Annotated in this window: 13 protein-coding genes; 6 read left to right on the plus strand and 7 right to left on the minus strand. The window is 47.1% G+C overall.

What is annotated here, in order from left to right:
* Window positions 1-68 precede the first annotated feature (68 nt).
* The 3 genes from A2X74_RS09055 to umuD form a co-directional block, all read right to left on the minus strand.
* Window positions 69-200: a hypothetical protein gene (locus tag A2X74_RS09055; protein WP_269460672.1), complete on the minus strand. Its 132-nt coding sequence runs from the start codon at window positions 198-200 to the stop codon at window positions 69-71.
* Between the two features lie 193 nt (window positions 201-393).
* Window positions 394-1,695 (minus strand): Y-family DNA polymerase, encoded by a 1,302-nt coding sequence (locus A2X74_RS09060; protein ID WP_293626746.1) that lies wholly within the window; start codon window positions 1,693-1,695, stop codon window positions 394-396.
* The gene (umuD, locus tag A2X74_RS09065; RefSeq protein ID WP_293626744.1) at window positions 1,692-2,189 is read right to left on the minus strand and encodes a translesion error-prone DNA polymerase V autoproteolytic subunit; all 498 of its coding nucleotides are present in this window, start codon (window positions 2,187-2,189) and stop codon (window positions 1,692-1,694) included. The genes A2X74_RS09060 and umuD overlap by 4 nt, the downstream gene beginning before the upstream one ends.
* 282 nt (window positions 2,190-2,471) lie before the next feature.
* Here umuD and A2X74_RS09070 point away from each other — a divergent pair, with 282 nt between their 5' ends.
* Window positions 2,472-2,819, plus strand: coding sequence for a BrnA antitoxin family protein (locus tag A2X74_RS09070; RefSeq protein WP_293626742.1), 348 nt, complete (start codon window positions 2,472-2,474; stop codon window positions 2,817-2,819).
* A gap of 8 nt (window positions 2,820-2,827) precedes the next feature.
* On the opposite strand, the gene A2X74_RS09075 is transcribed toward A2X74_RS09070, so the two are convergent.
* Window positions 2,828-6,352, minus strand: coding sequence for a UvrD-helicase domain-containing protein (locus A2X74_RS09075; RefSeq protein WP_293626740.1), 3,525 nt, complete (start codon window positions 6,350-6,352; stop codon window positions 2,828-2,830).
* On the minus strand, window positions 6,349-9,231 hold the full coding sequence (locus A2X74_RS09080; protein WP_293626738.1) for a PD-(D/E)XK nuclease family protein: 2,883 nt from the start codon (window positions 9,229-9,231) through the stop codon (window positions 6,349-6,351). Before A2X74_RS09080 ends, A2X74_RS09075 begins: the two co-directional genes overlap by 4 nt.
* Before the next feature lie 230 nt (window positions 9,232-9,461).
* Between A2X74_RS09080 and trxA the strand changes: the two genes are divergently transcribed.
* From trxA to A2X74_RS09105, 5 genes are all read left to right on the plus strand, one after another.
* Complete coding sequence (gene trxA, locus A2X74_RS09085; RefSeq protein WP_062309025.1) at window positions 9,462-9,788, plus strand: thioredoxin TrxA; 327 nt, start codon at window positions 9,462-9,464, stop codon at window positions 9,786-9,788.
* Between the two features lie 245 nt (window positions 9,789-10,033).
* Entirely contained in the window at window positions 10,034-11,296 is a 1,263-nt protein-coding gene (rho, locus tag A2X74_RS09090) for a transcription termination factor Rho (protein ID WP_015421283.1), read from the plus strand.
* A gap of 145 nt (window positions 11,297-11,441) precedes the next feature.
* Window positions 11,442-11,786, plus strand: a complete 345-nt coding sequence (locus A2X74_RS09095; protein WP_216133535.1) for a type B 50S ribosomal protein L31 — start codon at window positions 11,442-11,444, stop codon at window positions 11,784-11,786.
* Between the two features lie 104 nt (window positions 11,787-11,890).
* A complete protein-coding gene (locus A2X74_RS09100; RefSeq protein WP_293626734.1) occupies window positions 11,891-13,618 on the plus strand; it encodes a hypothetical protein in 1,728 nt (575 codons plus the stop codon).
* 3 nt (window positions 13,619-13,621) lie between these two features.
* Window positions 13,622-15,013: an MATE family efflux transporter gene (locus A2X74_RS09105; RefSeq protein WP_293626732.1), complete on the plus strand. Its 1,392-nt coding sequence runs from the start codon at window positions 13,622-13,624 to the stop codon at window positions 15,011-15,013.
* 41 nt (window positions 15,014-15,054) lie between these two features.
* On the opposite strand, the gene A2X74_RS09110 is transcribed toward A2X74_RS09105, so the two are convergent.
* Together A2X74_RS09110 and A2X74_RS09115 are read right to left on the minus strand one after the other, a co-directional pair.
* Window positions 15,055-15,573, minus strand: coding sequence for a hypothetical protein (locus A2X74_RS09110; protein ID WP_293626730.1), 519 nt, complete (start codon window positions 15,571-15,573; stop codon window positions 15,055-15,057).
* Between the two features lie 36 nt (window positions 15,574-15,609).
* A partial coding sequence (locus tag A2X74_RS09115; protein ID WP_299765377.1) for a hypothetical protein occupies window positions 15,610-15,998 on the minus strand: 389 nt, incomplete at its 5' end.

The following is a 15,998-nucleotide window of genomic DNA, read 5'->3' on the forward strand; positions in this document are numbered from 1 at the left end:
CCCCTTCCAGGCAGCTGCTGCTTGTTCTGTTTTTTCTTTACTTCTGCTTTACTTCTACTTCTCCTACCTTACTGATACTTGCGGCTAAATACTTGAGTATTGCTACGCTCGTTGCGCTTTGTGCTTTTCAGTACTGCGCAGTAAGACAAGATCATGATGATTGCGAGCGTGATGCCATTGAAGTTATTTAATAGTTCCATTTAATCTCTCCTGGTGTGTATCTTCGTTAATTAGGTTTTGCTTGTTTCTACTTCTGTTTTGCTGCTATGTATTCAGAATATTGGCTTACTAGCTCACGAAATGAGCTAGTAAATTTAGTTGTATTGTTTGTTGTTTTTTATTCATTTTTTTATCTTTTTGGCTTGTTCTTTATATTGCCGTTCGCCCTGTTCTTTAGCGCACAACCGGCAACTCATCCCACTGCGTGGTGTAGTTCGGCGATCTATTACCCGATCTCATTTGCCAGTCTTGTTTAGTTCCTGATGCTGCGGTTTTGATGGCGGCATTACCAAAACGGGTATTGATCGAGTCCATGGCTTTCATGAGTCCAGCAGACTTGCCTTTGACTTCCATGTCATCAAATAATGATTGCTGCATGGTGGGTTTATCAGCCAAGAGGTTAAGGATGACACCTGCCTTCTTGTACTTAAAGCCTGTCTTGTAGATTTGCTTTAGTCCTTTTAATGCAGCGCTAGTAAGGGTTAAGGTGTTATCGCTAGGATCACTCAGAACCACTGTGATGCTTTGATGATGCTGTGGCTCAAACGGCTTATGTGGGTTGGTTTGCATAAATATAGTGAGCGCGCCCGTGACTGACTTTTGGCTTCTGAGTTTCTCGGCACCTCTGGCAGCATGGGTGGCTACAGACTCAGCCAACTCTTCCATTGAAGTTACTGGCTTACCAAAACTTCTTGAAGAAATAATCTGTTGTTTAGCTGGGGCCACTTCTTCGAGCTGCAAGCAAGATACACCACGCAGCTCATAGCAAATGCGCTCAATCACAACACCGAACTGTTGACGCATGGCTTGTGGTGATACTTGCACCAAATCAAACACGCTATTGATCTTGAGCTCTTTGAGTTTCTTGGCAGTCTTTCCACCAATACCCCATACCTCACCTACCGCTGTCTCTGCCATCCATTGGTAAAGCGCTTCTTTGGACATGGAGCTGATGTCGCATACGCCAGCAAACTGGGGGTTCTTTTTGGCTAAGTGGTTGGCTAACTTAGCGAGCGTCTTGCTAGCACCAATGCCAACACATACAGGCAAGCCTGTAGTGTCCTTAACATCTTGCTTGATGATTTGGCCCAAGCTAGTTGGGTCAGCATATTGCTTGAGCACTGTCTCGATCTGTAGAAAGCTCTCATCAATACTGTAGACCTCGAGATTGGGTGTGAACTTTCTTAAGACTTCGACTACCCTGCCGCTCATATCACCATACAAGGTGTAATTTGAAGAGTAGGCCTGAATGCCATGCTGCTTAGCTAGGTCTTTCATCTGAAACCAGGGCGTACCCATCTTTACGCCCAGCGCTTTAACTTCAGCACTACGCGCTACGGCACAACCATCGTTATTCGATAGCACCACCATAGGCACATCTTCTAGCTTGGGAGCAAATACACGCTCGCAAGAGACGTAGAAGTTATTCACATCCACGAGCGCGAAGAGTTGATTGGTTTGGCCGGTTTGATTCATACGGACCTCCCGTTTCTACTGCTGGCGTGGCTGTATTTACGCACTACCCCAACGACAACACCCCAGATTTGGAGTTCGCTGTCCTCATCAAAGGTAATCGGCTTGTAATTGGGGTTCTCTGGCTGAAGCTCTGTTTTGCCGCGCAATTGATAGAGACGCTTGATGGTGTACTCGTCATCCACTACGGCAACCACGATGTCTTTATGTTTTGGCTTGAGGGCTTTATCGACCACCACCTTGTCGCCGTCACAAATACCCGCACCCATCATCGAATCACCCTTGACGGTGAACATGAATGTGGCTGGCTTGTTTTGGACTAAATAGTGGTTTAAATCGAGACCTTCCTCCGCATAATCCGCTGCTGGGCTCGGAAATCCTGCTGAAATACGGTGACTCAGCAGTTTGAACTCATAGGCAGAATGAGCTGCCAAGGCCTGTGGGGCCTGGGTCAGAGTGCTTTCTGAGGAGCTTTGTGGAAGTGCGATAAGTGCCATGGGTTCTAATATACTGTATATCTATACAGTATTTCAATACCTGGGACTTATTTCATATAAAAACCCCTATGAAAGGGCTTTTTTGTCGCTTTTACCCACAGGCACCCAACTGAGTAATAAAACAACTACAGGGTAAATGACATCGCTATTCCCTTAATTTTTGTAGCTATATAAATTCATTGCTGATGTGATTTAACGTAACTACAATATTCCCGATGAAATTATCAATTGGTAAAAGAATTATTAGCCTAAGAAAAGCAAATAACCGCGAGATAAGCTTGTATGAAAAAGAAATTAATTAGACATAGCGCCGCAGAAGATGCCGCGATTACTAAAGCAGCGATGTCAGATCCAGATAACCTTCCACTTACTGATGAAGAGTGGGAGGAAATCAGACCCAGAATAGCTCGTGGTCGCGGTAGACCCTTAGGCAGCGGCACGAAAGAACAAGTTACCTTAAGAATTGATAAAGATGTTTTAGATTTTTATAAATCTAAGGGTGATGGTTGGCAAACTTTTATCAATCAAGTATTAGGTGAAATTAAAAAGGAAGCCAAATCAATTGCCGTAGTTGAGAAGAAAATGAGTACAGGCAATTTAATCTCAAGCAAATTAAAAATAGCCGCCTAAGAACACCCTTAAATCACCTCTTTAATCTTGCCCTGAGCGGAAATTAAGAACGCCTTATTAGGCTTGTCTTGACGAATTCTGCTGAGTTCTTCTTTATAGTTATTCAGCTGGGCTCGATACTTCTCATAAGCTACGCTGCCCTCTTCTGGAATAGTGAGCTTGTAATCGAGGATGGCCAAGTGGTCATCAAACTCTACTAAGCGATCTATGCGGTAGCTCTTGCCTTCTTTATCTGCAATGTCAATCTCATTCCAGGCCTGTACCCACTGATTGTCCGTGAGGTAGGGCTTGAGTTTGGGCATCCCCATAACAAGCTGCACGCGCTCCATGAGTTTTTGAGCATGTCCTTGATCGATGCTGAGCCAATTCATGAGCTCTTGCTCGGTTGGCATTAGGGCTGCTGTTTGGTTACCTGAATGCGGAGTTAAGAACTCTAGCAATTGATGGAAATGTGTACCCTCTTCCAGGATTTCTGGATCGGGTTGCTCTACCGCTTGTGCCTGCTCTTTTGCTTTTTTAGCAATTGCTAGTACACCACTTTCAATATCGGCAATGATTTCTTGATGAGATTGCTTAGCTGCATCCCATGACAATTGGAAATGATTTATCTGGAATGACTCGCTACCGTTGGAATTTACTTTCTCTTGCTCTTGAAGTGGCAGTTCAGCTAACTGAGCAGCATCCAAAGTCTCCATGCCTGCCGCAAGCGCTCTGCCATACCAAGATTTTTGACTAATGCCGTCTTTGATATGGGATTGCACGCCACTAATCCATAAGCCTTGCTGTGCCCGAGTCATCGCCACATATAAGACATTCCAATTTTCATTCTGACTAACTTCATTCTCTTTCTCGTAGATTGCCGCGCGCTTCTCCGTCAAAGACTTTGCGGTATACAGGGAAAGATGGCTTGGGCTAGCCTCATCCGGAGACCAATCCATCAGTACGCCACGATGCGGCGCCTTCCACTCTGTATGGTTAGCATCGAGCATGATGACAAATGGTGCCTCTAGTCCCTTGGCTCCATGGATAGTCATGAGTCGTACGCGCTTGTGCTGATCCTCCTCAGACATCTCGCTATCGAGATCTACTTCACCAATATCGTCATCCGCCTCAACCTCTACATCACCCTCATCCGGAGTCTCATCATCATCGCCCCGGCGCATGGCATTAATCTGCTCGATAAAGCGACTCAAACTCGGATAGCGACCACCGTCTTGATTTAAGGCGAGCTCCAAGAAAGCATCTAAATTAGCCAACACCTGAGCGCGCGCAAGATTTTGAGAGGCTACCGCATAACTCACTCGCAAATTACTCTCTTGATAAATGAGATCAAGCAGGTCATGTACAGGCAATGCTTCTCCTAGACCTCTCCAGCGCTCTAAATAGCGTGCCGCCTTCTGAACTTCTGCCACAGAGCTGCTTTGCAAAGCATCCCACCAAGATGATTTAGTTTGACCCTGGCTTTGACTGTAACTATCACCTACATGACTGCTGAGTTCCTGCATTTGCTGCTCGGTAAAGCTAAAGATGGGGCTACGTAGCACTTGCGCTAGCGGTAAATCATGTCTTGGCGATACCAAGACTGTGAGCAAGGCAATTAAGTCGTCAATCTCTAAAGTATTCAGGAGGCCACCCAAACGGGAACTGTCGTAAGCCAAGCCTGCTTCGCGCAGCGCTCGCTCAAATTGTGGCAAATAGGCGCGGCGCTTGACGAGCAATATAAAGTCACTAGCTCTTGCTGGGCGCCAATACTCTTTGCCATCTTTTTTATCAATCACTTGGCGTGTTGCTAGAACATGATGAATCAAACGGCTTACTTGTTGACCCTCCCAATAGCGCTGCTGCACGCCGACAGTTAGTCCCGAATCTTCAATGGGATTATCTAGAGCGCTACCAGTACGTTCAGCTTGATCCTGCTCTACACGCTCAATCAGCGGCAATAACATCGCCTCACCCTTAGCAGCAAACTCCTGATCAGCCATACCCTCCAATGGGGCTTTCCAGTCAGTAGCTTGTTTGGCAAAGACATAGCTTGATGGAACTGCATCCGTTAAAAAGATATCGTTCACTGCATCATTAATTGCATGAGCATTTCTGCGGGTGGCGTTCTTCTCCAAATACTTTGCCTGCAGAGACGATTCCAAGAATTTTCTGGCGCTTGTAAATAGCCTTGGGTCAGCACGGCGGAATCGATATATTGATTGCTTGGGATCTCCAACAATAAAGACGCTTGGACGAGAGCCGTCTTGTCCATACCCCTCCAACCAAGAACGCAAAATCTGCCATTGCAGTGGATTGGTATCCTGAAACTCATCAATCAGAATGTGGCTGTACTTAGCATCCAGCCTTGCTTGAAGATAAGCAGCGTTATCTGGATTGGCCATCAACTGACTCACACCAATCTCCAAATCATCGAAGTCGCACACGCGCATTGATTCTTTTGCTTTTTGCATATGACTTAGCATGGCTTCGCTCATCGCAAACCAAGCCGCGTTGATTGCATAGGCATCTTGATCATTTTTCCAGAGGGACCATGCCTCATAGGCATCTACCCAAGCATTCCGAATGGAGGTGATCTGCGTCGGGTCGCCACCAGTCGCAGCCAGATGCTTCTGCATGGGCGCAGACATCGTCGCAATATCTTTTAACGGTGTCATGGCCTTAGTCAAGAAATAGCTTTGCCACTGATCCGCAATCTCCATTACCGAGCCACCAGCATCATAGTGATTGATAACAGTTTGTATAAATGGGGCATCCCTCTTCTGGGTAGGCGTGCCATTACTAAAGCAATCAAGCATTACCTGTAAATCTTCTTTAGTGCCAGGACGTCGCCAAAATTCTTCTAACGGGTTTGGCAAAGATAAATTGGGCAAGCATTGCGCTAAAGCGTCGACCGGACTAATGCCCTTAGCCTTGCAAGAAGCCAAGAAGAATGTCCAAGCACCTCTTTGCTTAAAGAGGCTGTAATTACCCATCAAGAATTTATCGGTCTCAAAAGCACCAAACTCGTTGAGTAAAACGTCATAGTGCTTTTTAAGATCAGCAGGTAAATCCCCCCACCAATCTTGCATACACTCTTCCTGCAAACGCTTAGCATCCTCGCGAAGATTAAATCCAGGCTGAACTTCTGCGGAGATTGGCGCTGCTCCAAGCAGTCTGCCGAACCATCCGTGGAAGGTATCAATCACAATCGATTGGGGACTCATTAATGCTTTGAGATAGAGCTTCCTTGCTTGCGGTAGTAATTGCTTAGCCTGTGCATCATCCAATCCTCTGATCGTGAGCTCATGCATGAGTTGCTCATCAGTCATTTGAGAAAACTGCTCCAACAATCCGTAAAGGCGGTCGCGCATTTCTTGGGCGGCTTTACGGGTAAAGGTCAGCGCCAAGATCTCTTGAGGCTTAGCGCCTGCAAGCAATAAGCGCACCATGCGCGCAACCAAGAGCCAGGTCTTGCCACTGCCCGCACAAGCAGAAACAATCACCGAGTTATTTGGGTTGCAGGCTACGGCGTAGTCAAACTTATCGCTCACCACATCCCCTTTCTGCAAATACCCCTGGCTTCGCAATACTGACAAACGCTATCCGGTGCAAACGCTTTCATGGGCTGGCGCGCCCATAAGACCTCGAGATCCTCATTGAGTTTCTCTGAAAATTGCTCCATCATCTCCGGCATCTGCTCAACCGGATGAGCCCTCACAATCCTGTCATCGGCCTTCTTAAGATCTGCTTTTAATGACACCCACTCAGCTTGCTCGATGGTACGACCTGGAAGATGCGCTGCAATGGCATTCTCATTGACGGCGCGGGCATAGATAAGCAGTTGGGGATCATCCAAAAGGTGATCTGCCCGCTTCTTGATTTTATTAATGCCCTGGTTCTTGTAATCAATGACTGCGGCGGCACTGGAATTATTGGTGTTCACATCAAAGCGGTCAGCACGCCCCGCTATCTCAATCTCTCTTTGTACGCCATCGGGATCAGTCAGCATCACCATGAATCCAACCGGCAACTCGGCATCGTGATACTGCCAACCCTCTGCCTCACGCTTTAGCTGCCAATCTACAAAGCTAGGAATTTGTTTTTGCCAGTCACGTAAAGTTCCCAAGACTCTAGCGTCACCCTTAATCAAGCGCTCAAATTCTTTTTCTGAATGCTTGATGAGATGTTCTTGCATCCACTCACGACGAGCATCTTCACCCTGATGAATGCTCGGATGGGTTTTTTGTTCTTCTGTTTTTAATGCTTGGAAGAAGTTCTTTAACAAAGCATGTAAAACCTGGCCTGCCAATGAGGCATCAAAGCCATCTTCAAATTCTTTGGCCTTACGTAAACCCAAGATGCTACGAACGTAGTAACGATAAGGGCAATCTCGTAATGCTTTGTAAGCGCTAGGAGACATGCTGATCGGCAAAGCAATATCCGGGTTAACGGTTGTAACCGCCTCTTGCAGTGGGTCTGACAGGCCTGAATGCGTATCAGGCTTCGCCTCTAATATCGGCCAATCTCGAAGATGGGTACGTAAGCGACTAATCCAGGCCGATGGTCTGAGAGGTTCGCCGCTTTTGCTTTTACTTTGCCAAAGCAAATCGACCTGTGGACAAGAAATTAGTAATTGCGATAGATCTCTAGCCTGCTGAATATATTGCGCTGTAATGGTTGAGGCTTTTAATAAGCGATTGAGCGTATCCGAGAAAAATAATGGCGGCTCAGAAAACGCTGGCAACTGTTGCTCATCGCAACCCACCAAGACAACGGCATCAAACTCACGCAAGCGTGTTGAGCTCAGCGGCAAGATACTCAGCGTTGCTTGCGCTTGCTGACCTACCTCTTGATAGGAGGCCTCCTCAATTACAGTCTTCAGTAAGCTTAGCCACTCCGGCAAACGCATTGCAAGCTGCCGATAAGCTCCCGCGCCTAAATCAAAAGTCTTGAGCACTTCGAGCAATTGCTTACCAGCGGAGTCTTTTTCAAGTTGTTGCGTCATACCCATCTCTTGCAGATTGGATTGCAGGAGTAGATAGGCATTTTCACAATCGAGTTTGAGCTCTAACCACTGTGCATGATGTCTTTGTAATAAGGTGAGCAACTCTAAGAGTGATTCATATGGGATGCTGCCGCGCGATGATGAATAGACGTTAGCTCGCTCAATCGCAATCCGAAAGGTGTCCCAGCCTGACTTTGCTTGGCTTGCAATCAGAATATCTTCAAGCTGAGCAATGAGACTGACACAAGCCTCTGATGGTTTTTGTAAGGTATGAGCAATATCAAAAAATGGGTTTTGCAAAAACTCCAGCAAGACACTTGCACTCGGCCCCTCTTTTGGCGAGCGAATCAACTCTAACCAACTATTGAGAGATGCTGCGGCACGGGTAGTTGAAAGTTTCCAACCAGTCTCATCACGAATACGCAGACTCGGACCAAAACGTGACAGTAATGCGCGCGCTCTTCTGGCGGCTAAACGATCTTGCGCAACCAATGCAATATTGGTCTTACCTGCAATTAAATGCGCCTCAATCGATTTGGCCGCTGCCCAAGCTAACTCTTCAAAGCGCCGAGCTGCTAGCAACTTCCATCCATCATGAAAGCTTGCTTGAATATTGTGATCAATCAGTTTCTGCTGTTCGCTATCCACTGGTTTGAGCTGCCCTTCAGCGTCTTGTCCAGTTAATGCCTCAGACCACAGTGCTACTGAATGCCAATCCATTCCAATATTCACTACAGGCGCAAATTGGGAATACTCATGTAAATACCGAGACATCATCTCTTGATCAATTGGCTTAGGATCGGCAGTCTCTACCCAGATCAACGGCCTTGCCACAGCTTGATTGGTTCTGGCTGTTTGCAGATGAGCAGCTAAAGCGAAATGCTTACGTAGGACAGGATCTCCTGGGCTACTAAGGAAGCGCCAGAAGGCCAGCAAAACATTGGATTCTTGATCAACGACCTTACGAGATAAACCAACATAAGCTTTAGCGATCGCCTGATCCAACAGTGTTTCTACTTGTTTTACCCACAACTCTGAATCGAGGGTTTGGTTTTGTACTAAGGCATTAATTTCACTTTGCATCAGCGGCACAACTGCTTCGGATAATGAGTCGCAGGCATCAATCACTGCCCGTGCTAAACCCCAAGCCCCCGCTTCACTCTCCGCCTTAAACCAGCTTTGTAATATTTTGTGTTTACGTAGATTGATATAAACAGATAACCAACGCTCTAGATCGGTTTGCTTCTTAGGGAACTTCCATGCGCCTGGTGCCGCTTCTAACCAATCGCTAAAACTCATCACTTGCGGCAAAAAGGCAATCTGAGGATCTAGGTCTTGAGGACGGTATTTCTCAAGAGCTGCCCTTACCCCCATTAATGGGCCTGCAGTACTCAGAACCACTAAGGGGCGCTGCTTCGTTTGCACTGCACAATTCCAAATACCCTCGGCGAGTGACTTCAGAGCACTGGCGTTAGGCGCTATTGCCCAAGCATGTGGCTGCTGTTGCGAGTTTAGGGTCGGAAATGGGTGCGGCATTGAGGGTGGTTCTGGGGCTGGTTTTTCAGTATTTGGGCAGAAAGTGTGGCTTATTGCTAATATAAGCGTTGTAGCGCAATAACTATATAAAACTAAATAAGACTAATTAAGGAATTTTCATGAGTGCCGGCATCAAATATGTAACTGACGCTTCTTTCGAGCAAGACGTTCTCAAGTCCGATAAACCTGTTCTCCTCGACTTCTGGGCTGAGTGGTGTGGTCCTTGCAAGATGATCGGCCCTATCCTTGAAGAGCTGGCTGGTGAATACGGCGACAAGATCCAAATCGCTAAGATGAACGTGGATGAGAACCAAGGCGTTCCTGCCCAGTTCAATATTCGCGGCATCCCTACATTGATCCTCTTTAAGAACGGCACTGTTGCTGCTCAAAAAGTAGGCGCTTTGGCCAAATCCCAGTTGACTGCGTTTATTGATAGTCATCTGTAAATAGTCCCTGGTCACAGGTTCACTGGGTGAGCCTGTGGTTTTGAGCTGTTTTTAGTGTAGTATCTATTTCAACGCACTTTCAGTGCCTCGATTTTCAGCAAGATCCCAGCAATATTCCCCGCAATTTTCTCCCCTCTTTTTTCTAGCAAATACTCCCAAATTCTGTTTTCCCAATCTGTCTGATGTCCATCTAGACAGCGATACCCCAAAACACATTTACACCCTTATCTACACCCGAGAACCACATGCAATTATCTGAACTAAAAGTACTCCACGTATCCGCTCTGCTTGAAATGGCAGCCAGCCTGGAGATTGAAAATACGCAACGTATGCGCAAACAAGAGTTGATGTTTGCCATCCTCAAGAAACGGGCTAAAGAAGGTGAATCTGTTTTTGGTGACGGCACTTTGGAAGTGTTGCCTGATGGCTTCGGCTTCTTACGCTCCCCTGATGCCTCTTATATGGCTTCTCCGGACGATATCTATATCTCCCCTGCACAGATCCGCCGCTTTAACCTGCACACTGGTGACAGCGTTGAAGGCGAGGTTCGCACTCCTAAAGATGGTGAGCGTTACTTTGCCTTGGTGAAGGTAGACAAGATCAATGGTTTGCCTCCTGAGGCTTTAAAGAACCGCATCATGTTCGAGAACTTAACGCCTTTGCACCCAAATCGCGTTGTTCAATTAGAGCGTGACATCAAAGCTGAAGAGAATTTAACTGGCCGCATTATCGACATGATCTCCCCGATTGGCTATGGCCAGCGTGGCTTGATCGTGTCTTCACCGAAATCCGGTAAGACTGTAATGATGCAGCACATTGCTCATGCGATTTCTGCGAACAATCCAGATGCAATCTTGATCGTACTGTTGGTGGATGAGCGTCCTGAAGAAGTTACTGAAATGCAGCGCTCTGTACGAGGTGAAGTGGTTGCCTCTACATTTGATGAGCCAGCGGTGCGTCACGTTCAAGTTGCCGAGATGGTGATTGAAAAAGCCAAACGTTTGGTTGAGATGAAAAAAGACGTCATCATCTTGCTTGACTCGATTACCCGTCTTGCTCGTGCTTACAACACTGTCATCCCTTCATCCGGAAAAGTACTCTCTGGTGGTGTGGATGCAAACGCATTACAACGTCCAAAACGTTTCTTCGGTGCTGCACGTAACGTGGAAGAAGGCGGCTCACTCACGATCATCGCTACGGCCTTGATTGAAACAGGTAGCCGCATGGATGACCTCATCTACGAAGAGTTCAAAGGTACTGGCAATATGGAAGTACACCTTGAGCGTCGTTTGGCTGAACGTCGTGTTTACCCATCGATTAACCTCAACAAGTCTGGCACCCGCCGTGAAGAGTTGCTGGTTAAAGCTGAAAACCTCCAGAAAATCTGGGTTTTACGTAAATTATTGGCCGATATGGACGATATTGAGGCAATGAACTTTATTGTTGATAAGCTCAAATCCACCAAAAATAACGGTGAATTCTTCGATTTAATGCGTAAGGGCGGCTAATTTAGGCTCTCAGAGTCGGTAAAAGTGAGCTTTGTTGTTGATTTCATGGCATAATTTCGCTTTTACCGCTTTAATAATTTGCATTTAACTGGGTAAGTATTTGGGTCTTTGGACCAAAACGGCTGCCTGCTAATAGGACTTAATAATGAAACCTGGCATTCACCCCGAATATCGTGAAATCGTCTTCGTAGACGTTTCTAATAACTTCAGCTTCAAGACTCGCTCCACTATGTCTACTAAAGAGACAATCAAGTGGGAAGATGGCAATGAATATCCATTGGCCAAGATCGAGACTTCATCTGAGTCACACCCTTTCTACACTGGTACCCAGAAGATTATGGATACTGCCGGTCGTGTTGAGAAATTCCGTCAGAAATTCGGTACTAAAGCTGTTGCTAAAGCTTCCGGTGATGGCGCTGCTAAAACAGCTGAGAAAAAAGCTGCCGCTGCAGAAGCTAAAGCTGCTGAAAAGCCAGCGAAGAAGAAGTAATAGGCTTACTCCACAAAGGGGCTGGGGTTTGGATATTCAGTATTCACCCTCCCTTGCGAGATAATCAAGGCAGCGTTTGCTGCCTTTTTTATTACTAGTTTTATATGGTCAAACTCACCGCCGCCGCCACCACCTCCATTCCACGCATCATTATTTTTGCGTTAACTTTGGTCTATGGTTTTGCCGGCCTCTTTGCGCGTGACCCCTGGAAAAATGAAGATGCCATCGGCTTTGGTGGCATGTGGACTTTGCAAAGTGGCAAAGCACTCGATTGGATCGTTCCGCATCTTGCCGGGCGCGATGTTTCGTTAGGCGCACCCTTTCCCTACTGGCTAGGTGCCACCCTCATGGATCTCTTTGGTCCACTGATTGGTATGGCCAATGCGGCGCGCCTTTATGCGGCAGTTTGCTTTTTTGCTTCTGCTCTAGCGATTTGGTACGCGACTTACCTATTAGGCCGTCGTCAAGAAGTTCAGCCTATGGTCTTAGCGGTGGGTGGTCAGCCTGGTCGTAAAAACTATGGCATGACCTTGGCTGATGGTGCCCTGCTGATTTTCTTGGCCTGCGTCGGTCTTGCACAGCGTGCACATGAGACTACGCCAATGATGGCTCAACTGATGGGCATCAGCATTGTTTTATACGGGACTGTGCGTGGCTTGGATAAACCCTGGCAAGGTGGCTTATGGACTGGTCTTGGCATTGCGATTGTTGCACTCTCCAGCAATCTCACGCTCAGCCTCATCATCGTTAGCTCCACCATCATTGCAGTCATTGCGAGCAATGCAAAGCTACGTTTTCGTTGGACTTTAACTAGTACAGTTTTAGGCTTGATTGGTTTTGCGATTTGGCCTGCGCTTTGGTATTTAGGTAATCTCACTCCTGAGTGGCGCCATATCGCTGAAGAAGGCTGGCGCAATATGCCAGAGATGCGCACAACACCTTCCATTGAATCCCTCGGGTTTTTGAGTGTGAACTTCTGGGCCTATGCCTGGCCAGTTTGGCCATTAGCCATCATCTCCCTCGCCCATTGGGGTCGAGTCAAAGAGGCGGGTCAATGGCGCGCTCCCCATCTGTGCATTCCGCTCAGCTTATTTATTGGTTGCTTGATTTATACCCTCTTCAGACTAGAAGCCAATGAGCATGACCTGATCATTTTGATTCCAAGCCTGTCGATCATTGCCGCATTTAGCCTGCCGATTCTCAAGCGTAGCCTCATTAGCTTTATTGATTGGTTTGCGATGTTTAGCTTCACCATGATTGCTTTAGCTATTTGGATTATTTGGCTAGCAAAAGTGACTGGCTTCCCAGAATCGACTGCCGCTAATTTGGCGAGACTCTTGCCGGGCTTTCAGGCGCAGTTTGATTACTTTAGTTTTGTTGTCGCGCTGATCATTACTGGTGTGTGGCTAGCGATTGTGCGCTGGAGAACGTCTCGAGCTCCAAAAGAAATCTGGCGCTGCCTAATTATTTCTGCATCCGGCACCACCTTGATGTGGGTCTTATTGATGACGCTTTGGTTGCCAACGATTAACTACGCCAAGACCTATCGCAATGTATCTGATCGCCTCATGCAAATGATTGCCAATACACCAGGTTGCATCGATACCAGCAATCTAGGCCCCGCACAGTTGGCTTCGTTTGCTTACTTCACTAAGCTTCCACTTCGAGATGACCCTAGCTGCAATCTCATGCTGACACATAGCTCTTCAGAGGCAAAGGCATATGCCAGCCTCAATAAAAAGAAAATAGAATTACTCTGGGAAGATCGTCGCGCTTCTGACCGAGATGAACGTCTGCGCCTCTATCAAATTACCCCTGCCGGTAAAGAATAAAACGTGTTGCACTTTAAATTATCGCGTTTGCGCGAGGATATCCCTTCCCTATTAAAACTTGCTGGCCCTCTACTGATTGGTCAGCTTGCAGTCATTACCTTTGGTGTTTTAGATACCGCCATGACTGCACGCTACTCCGCCGATGACTTAGCTGCTCTTGCAATGGCATCCGCCATCTTTATTAGCATCTATGTTGGCCTCACTGGCGTGATCTCTGCTCTTGCCCCAATAGCAGGACAACTCTTTGGCGCCAAACGCCTTGGTGAGATCGGTGAAGAAGTGCGTCAAGCCACATGGCTGGCAGTAGGTCTAACTATATTGGGCGGCGCTATTCTGCTTAATGCTGATCTTCTTCTGCAGATCTCTCAAGTCACACCAGATATTGAAGGCAAAGCGAAGCTGTATCTCAATATCCTTGCCATTGGCTTGCCGGCTAGCATGGCCATGCGTGTCCTCATGGCATTACACAATGCAGTCTCTAGGCCAGCGGTTATCACTGTCGTGCAACTGATTGGTTTGGGCTTAAAGCTCCCACTCAATCTGCTATTTATTTATGGCGGCCTGGGCATTGAAGGCATGGGTGGTCCAGGTTGCGCAGTAGCTACCGTCATCATCAATTGGTTCTGGCTCATCATCACTCTGGGCTTTGTGCTCTTTGACGGCTTCTACAAGCCATTTAAGATCTTTGCATGCTTTAGCTGGCCTGACTGGCACCGCATCTGGACTTTGCTGAAATTGGGTGCGCCAATTGGCTTTAGCTATTTAATTGAAGTGACTTCATTTACTTTCATGTCACTCTTCATTGCGCGCCTAGGCACCACTGCTTTAGCTGGCCATCAGATTGTGGCCAATATGGGAACTGTGATCTATATGGTTCCACTGTCTCTGTCGATTGCGACAATGACTTTGGTCTCTCAATCGATTGGCGCAAACAAGCAAGAGCGTGCCGAGGAGATTGGTTGGTCTTCGGTATTCTTCACAACCAGCTTATGTGTTGTGATTGGTATCGCAGTCTGGATTTTTAGAGTGCAACTTCTAGATTTATATGATCCGCCAGAAGAAGTGAAATTATTTTCCGTTCCACTCTTTTTGTTTATCGCCTTTTATCAAGTCTTTGATGCCCTGCAGATTACAGCAGCCTTCATTCTGCGGGCCTACCGGATTGCCTTTTGGCCGATGGTCATTTACGCAGGATCGCTTTGGGGTGTTGGCCTTGGGGGCGGCTACATGATGGGCTTTAATGTGTTTGGCAACACGCCTGAGTTCTTGCAGGGTGCCAACGGTTTTTGGGCTGGCAATAGCATAAGTCTGGGATTGGCTGCACTGCTATTGCTCTACCTCTTTAGAAAAACTGCGGCGCGCTTTGAGAAAACGCATCCGCCGATTGAGGTTTAGTCGAGATTTAATTCCAGTAACAGATTGACTGAATTGATTTATTACTGAATTGTCTTGAACCCATTTGGCGGCATTGATGGCTTGCCTTGTGGAATGTTGTATCCATTGTTATTACTGCCGCTGCCTCCAAAGTTTTGAGTTGGGTAGCTAGGGACCTGATTACCTTTGGAATACATGCACTGTTGATAGGCGATGTTGTATTGAACTTGGGCCTGATTTTGCTTTCCAGAAGAATTCATGGCACCCATCGCAGCACCACCAAGCAAACCAATGCCTGCACCGGTACCGATATTCTGACTACTACCACCCTGAATGACTGCACCCGCTGCTGCACCTAAAGCAGCGCCAATAGCTGCACTAGTAGCACCCTCTTTAAGAGCTGCATTACTGGTGTCCTTAATCGCATTTGCAGCAAACTCACGGCACTGCTGATCCTCTTGCTGAAAGACTTCAAACGGCTTACCTTCACGCGGCATGATTGCAATGGTTGGACCAGTTGGTGCAGAGACGCAGGCAGCTAATGAGCTGATGATCGCCAAAGTCAGTACGGCACGTTTCATATGGATTCCTTAAATCGGTTAAATCGTTAAATTCTTTTAATTTTGAATGCGCTGTCTTGTGGATGCGTTACCAGATGGCGGCATTGCTGGCTGAGTCTGCCAGCCGGATGTGCAACTTTGCACATAAGGAAAATATTGTCCGCTCGCTTCACAGTAATACCAAACTGGAGGCTGAGGCTGAGAAGCTAACACCATGGGTTGTTGTGGAGCCGCATAGGTCACCACAGGTGGAGCTGCATAGACCACTGGTGGAGCGTAGTAGCCAGCATATGGATAACCATAGCAAGGGCCGTAATATCCGCCTACCCAACCTGGACCCCAGCCACCACCCCAACCTGGGCCGTATGCTGCTGGACGCCAACCGCCGCCATATCCACCACCATAGCCACCCCCAACAGAGACTGCCCAGCCAACATTACCGGCTT

Source organism: Polynucleobacter sp. GWA2_45_21 (assembly GCF_001830325.1).
In the GTDB taxonomy this organism is placed as follows: domain Bacteria; phylum Pseudomonadota; class Gammaproteobacteria; order Burkholderiales; family Burkholderiaceae; genus Polynucleobacter.

What these genes read in the sequence shown, in the direction of transcription:
- A2X74_RS09060 (WP_293626746.1), bottom strand. Translation starts at nt 1,695, where the DNA reads ATGAATCAAACCGGCCAAACCAATCAACTCTTCGCGCTCGTGGATGTG.
- A2X74_RS09095 (WP_216133535.1), top strand. Translation starts at nt 11,442, where the DNA reads ATGAAACCTGGCATTCACCCCGAATATCGTGAAATCGTCTTCGTAGAC.
- A2X74_RS09055 (WP_269460672.1), bottom strand. Translation starts at nt 200, where the DNA reads ATGGAACTATTAAATAACTTCAATGGCATCACGCTCGCAATCATCATG.
- A2X74_RS09110 (WP_293626730.1), bottom strand. Translation starts at nt 15,573, where the DNA reads ATGAAACGTGCCGTACTGACTTTGGCGATCATCAGCTCATTAGCTGCC.
- umuD (WP_293626744.1), bottom strand. Translation starts at nt 2,189, where the DNA reads ATGGCACTTATCGCACTTCCACAAAGCTCCTCAGAAAGCACTCTGACC.
- trxA (WP_062309025.1), top strand. Translation starts at nt 9,462, where the DNA reads ATGAGTGCCGGCATCAAATATGTAACTGACGCTTCTTTCGAGCAAGAC.
- rho (WP_015421283.1), top strand. Translation starts at nt 10,034, where the DNA reads ATGCAATTATCTGAACTAAAAGTACTCCACGTATCCGCTCTGCTTGAA.
- A2X74_RS09100 (WP_293626734.1), top strand. Translation starts at nt 11,891, where the DNA reads ATGGTCAAACTCACCGCCGCCGCCACCACCTCCATTCCACGCATCATT.
- A2X74_RS09070 (WP_293626742.1), top strand. Translation starts at nt 2,472, where the DNA reads ATGAAAAAGAAATTAATTAGACATAGCGCCGCAGAAGATGCCGCGATT.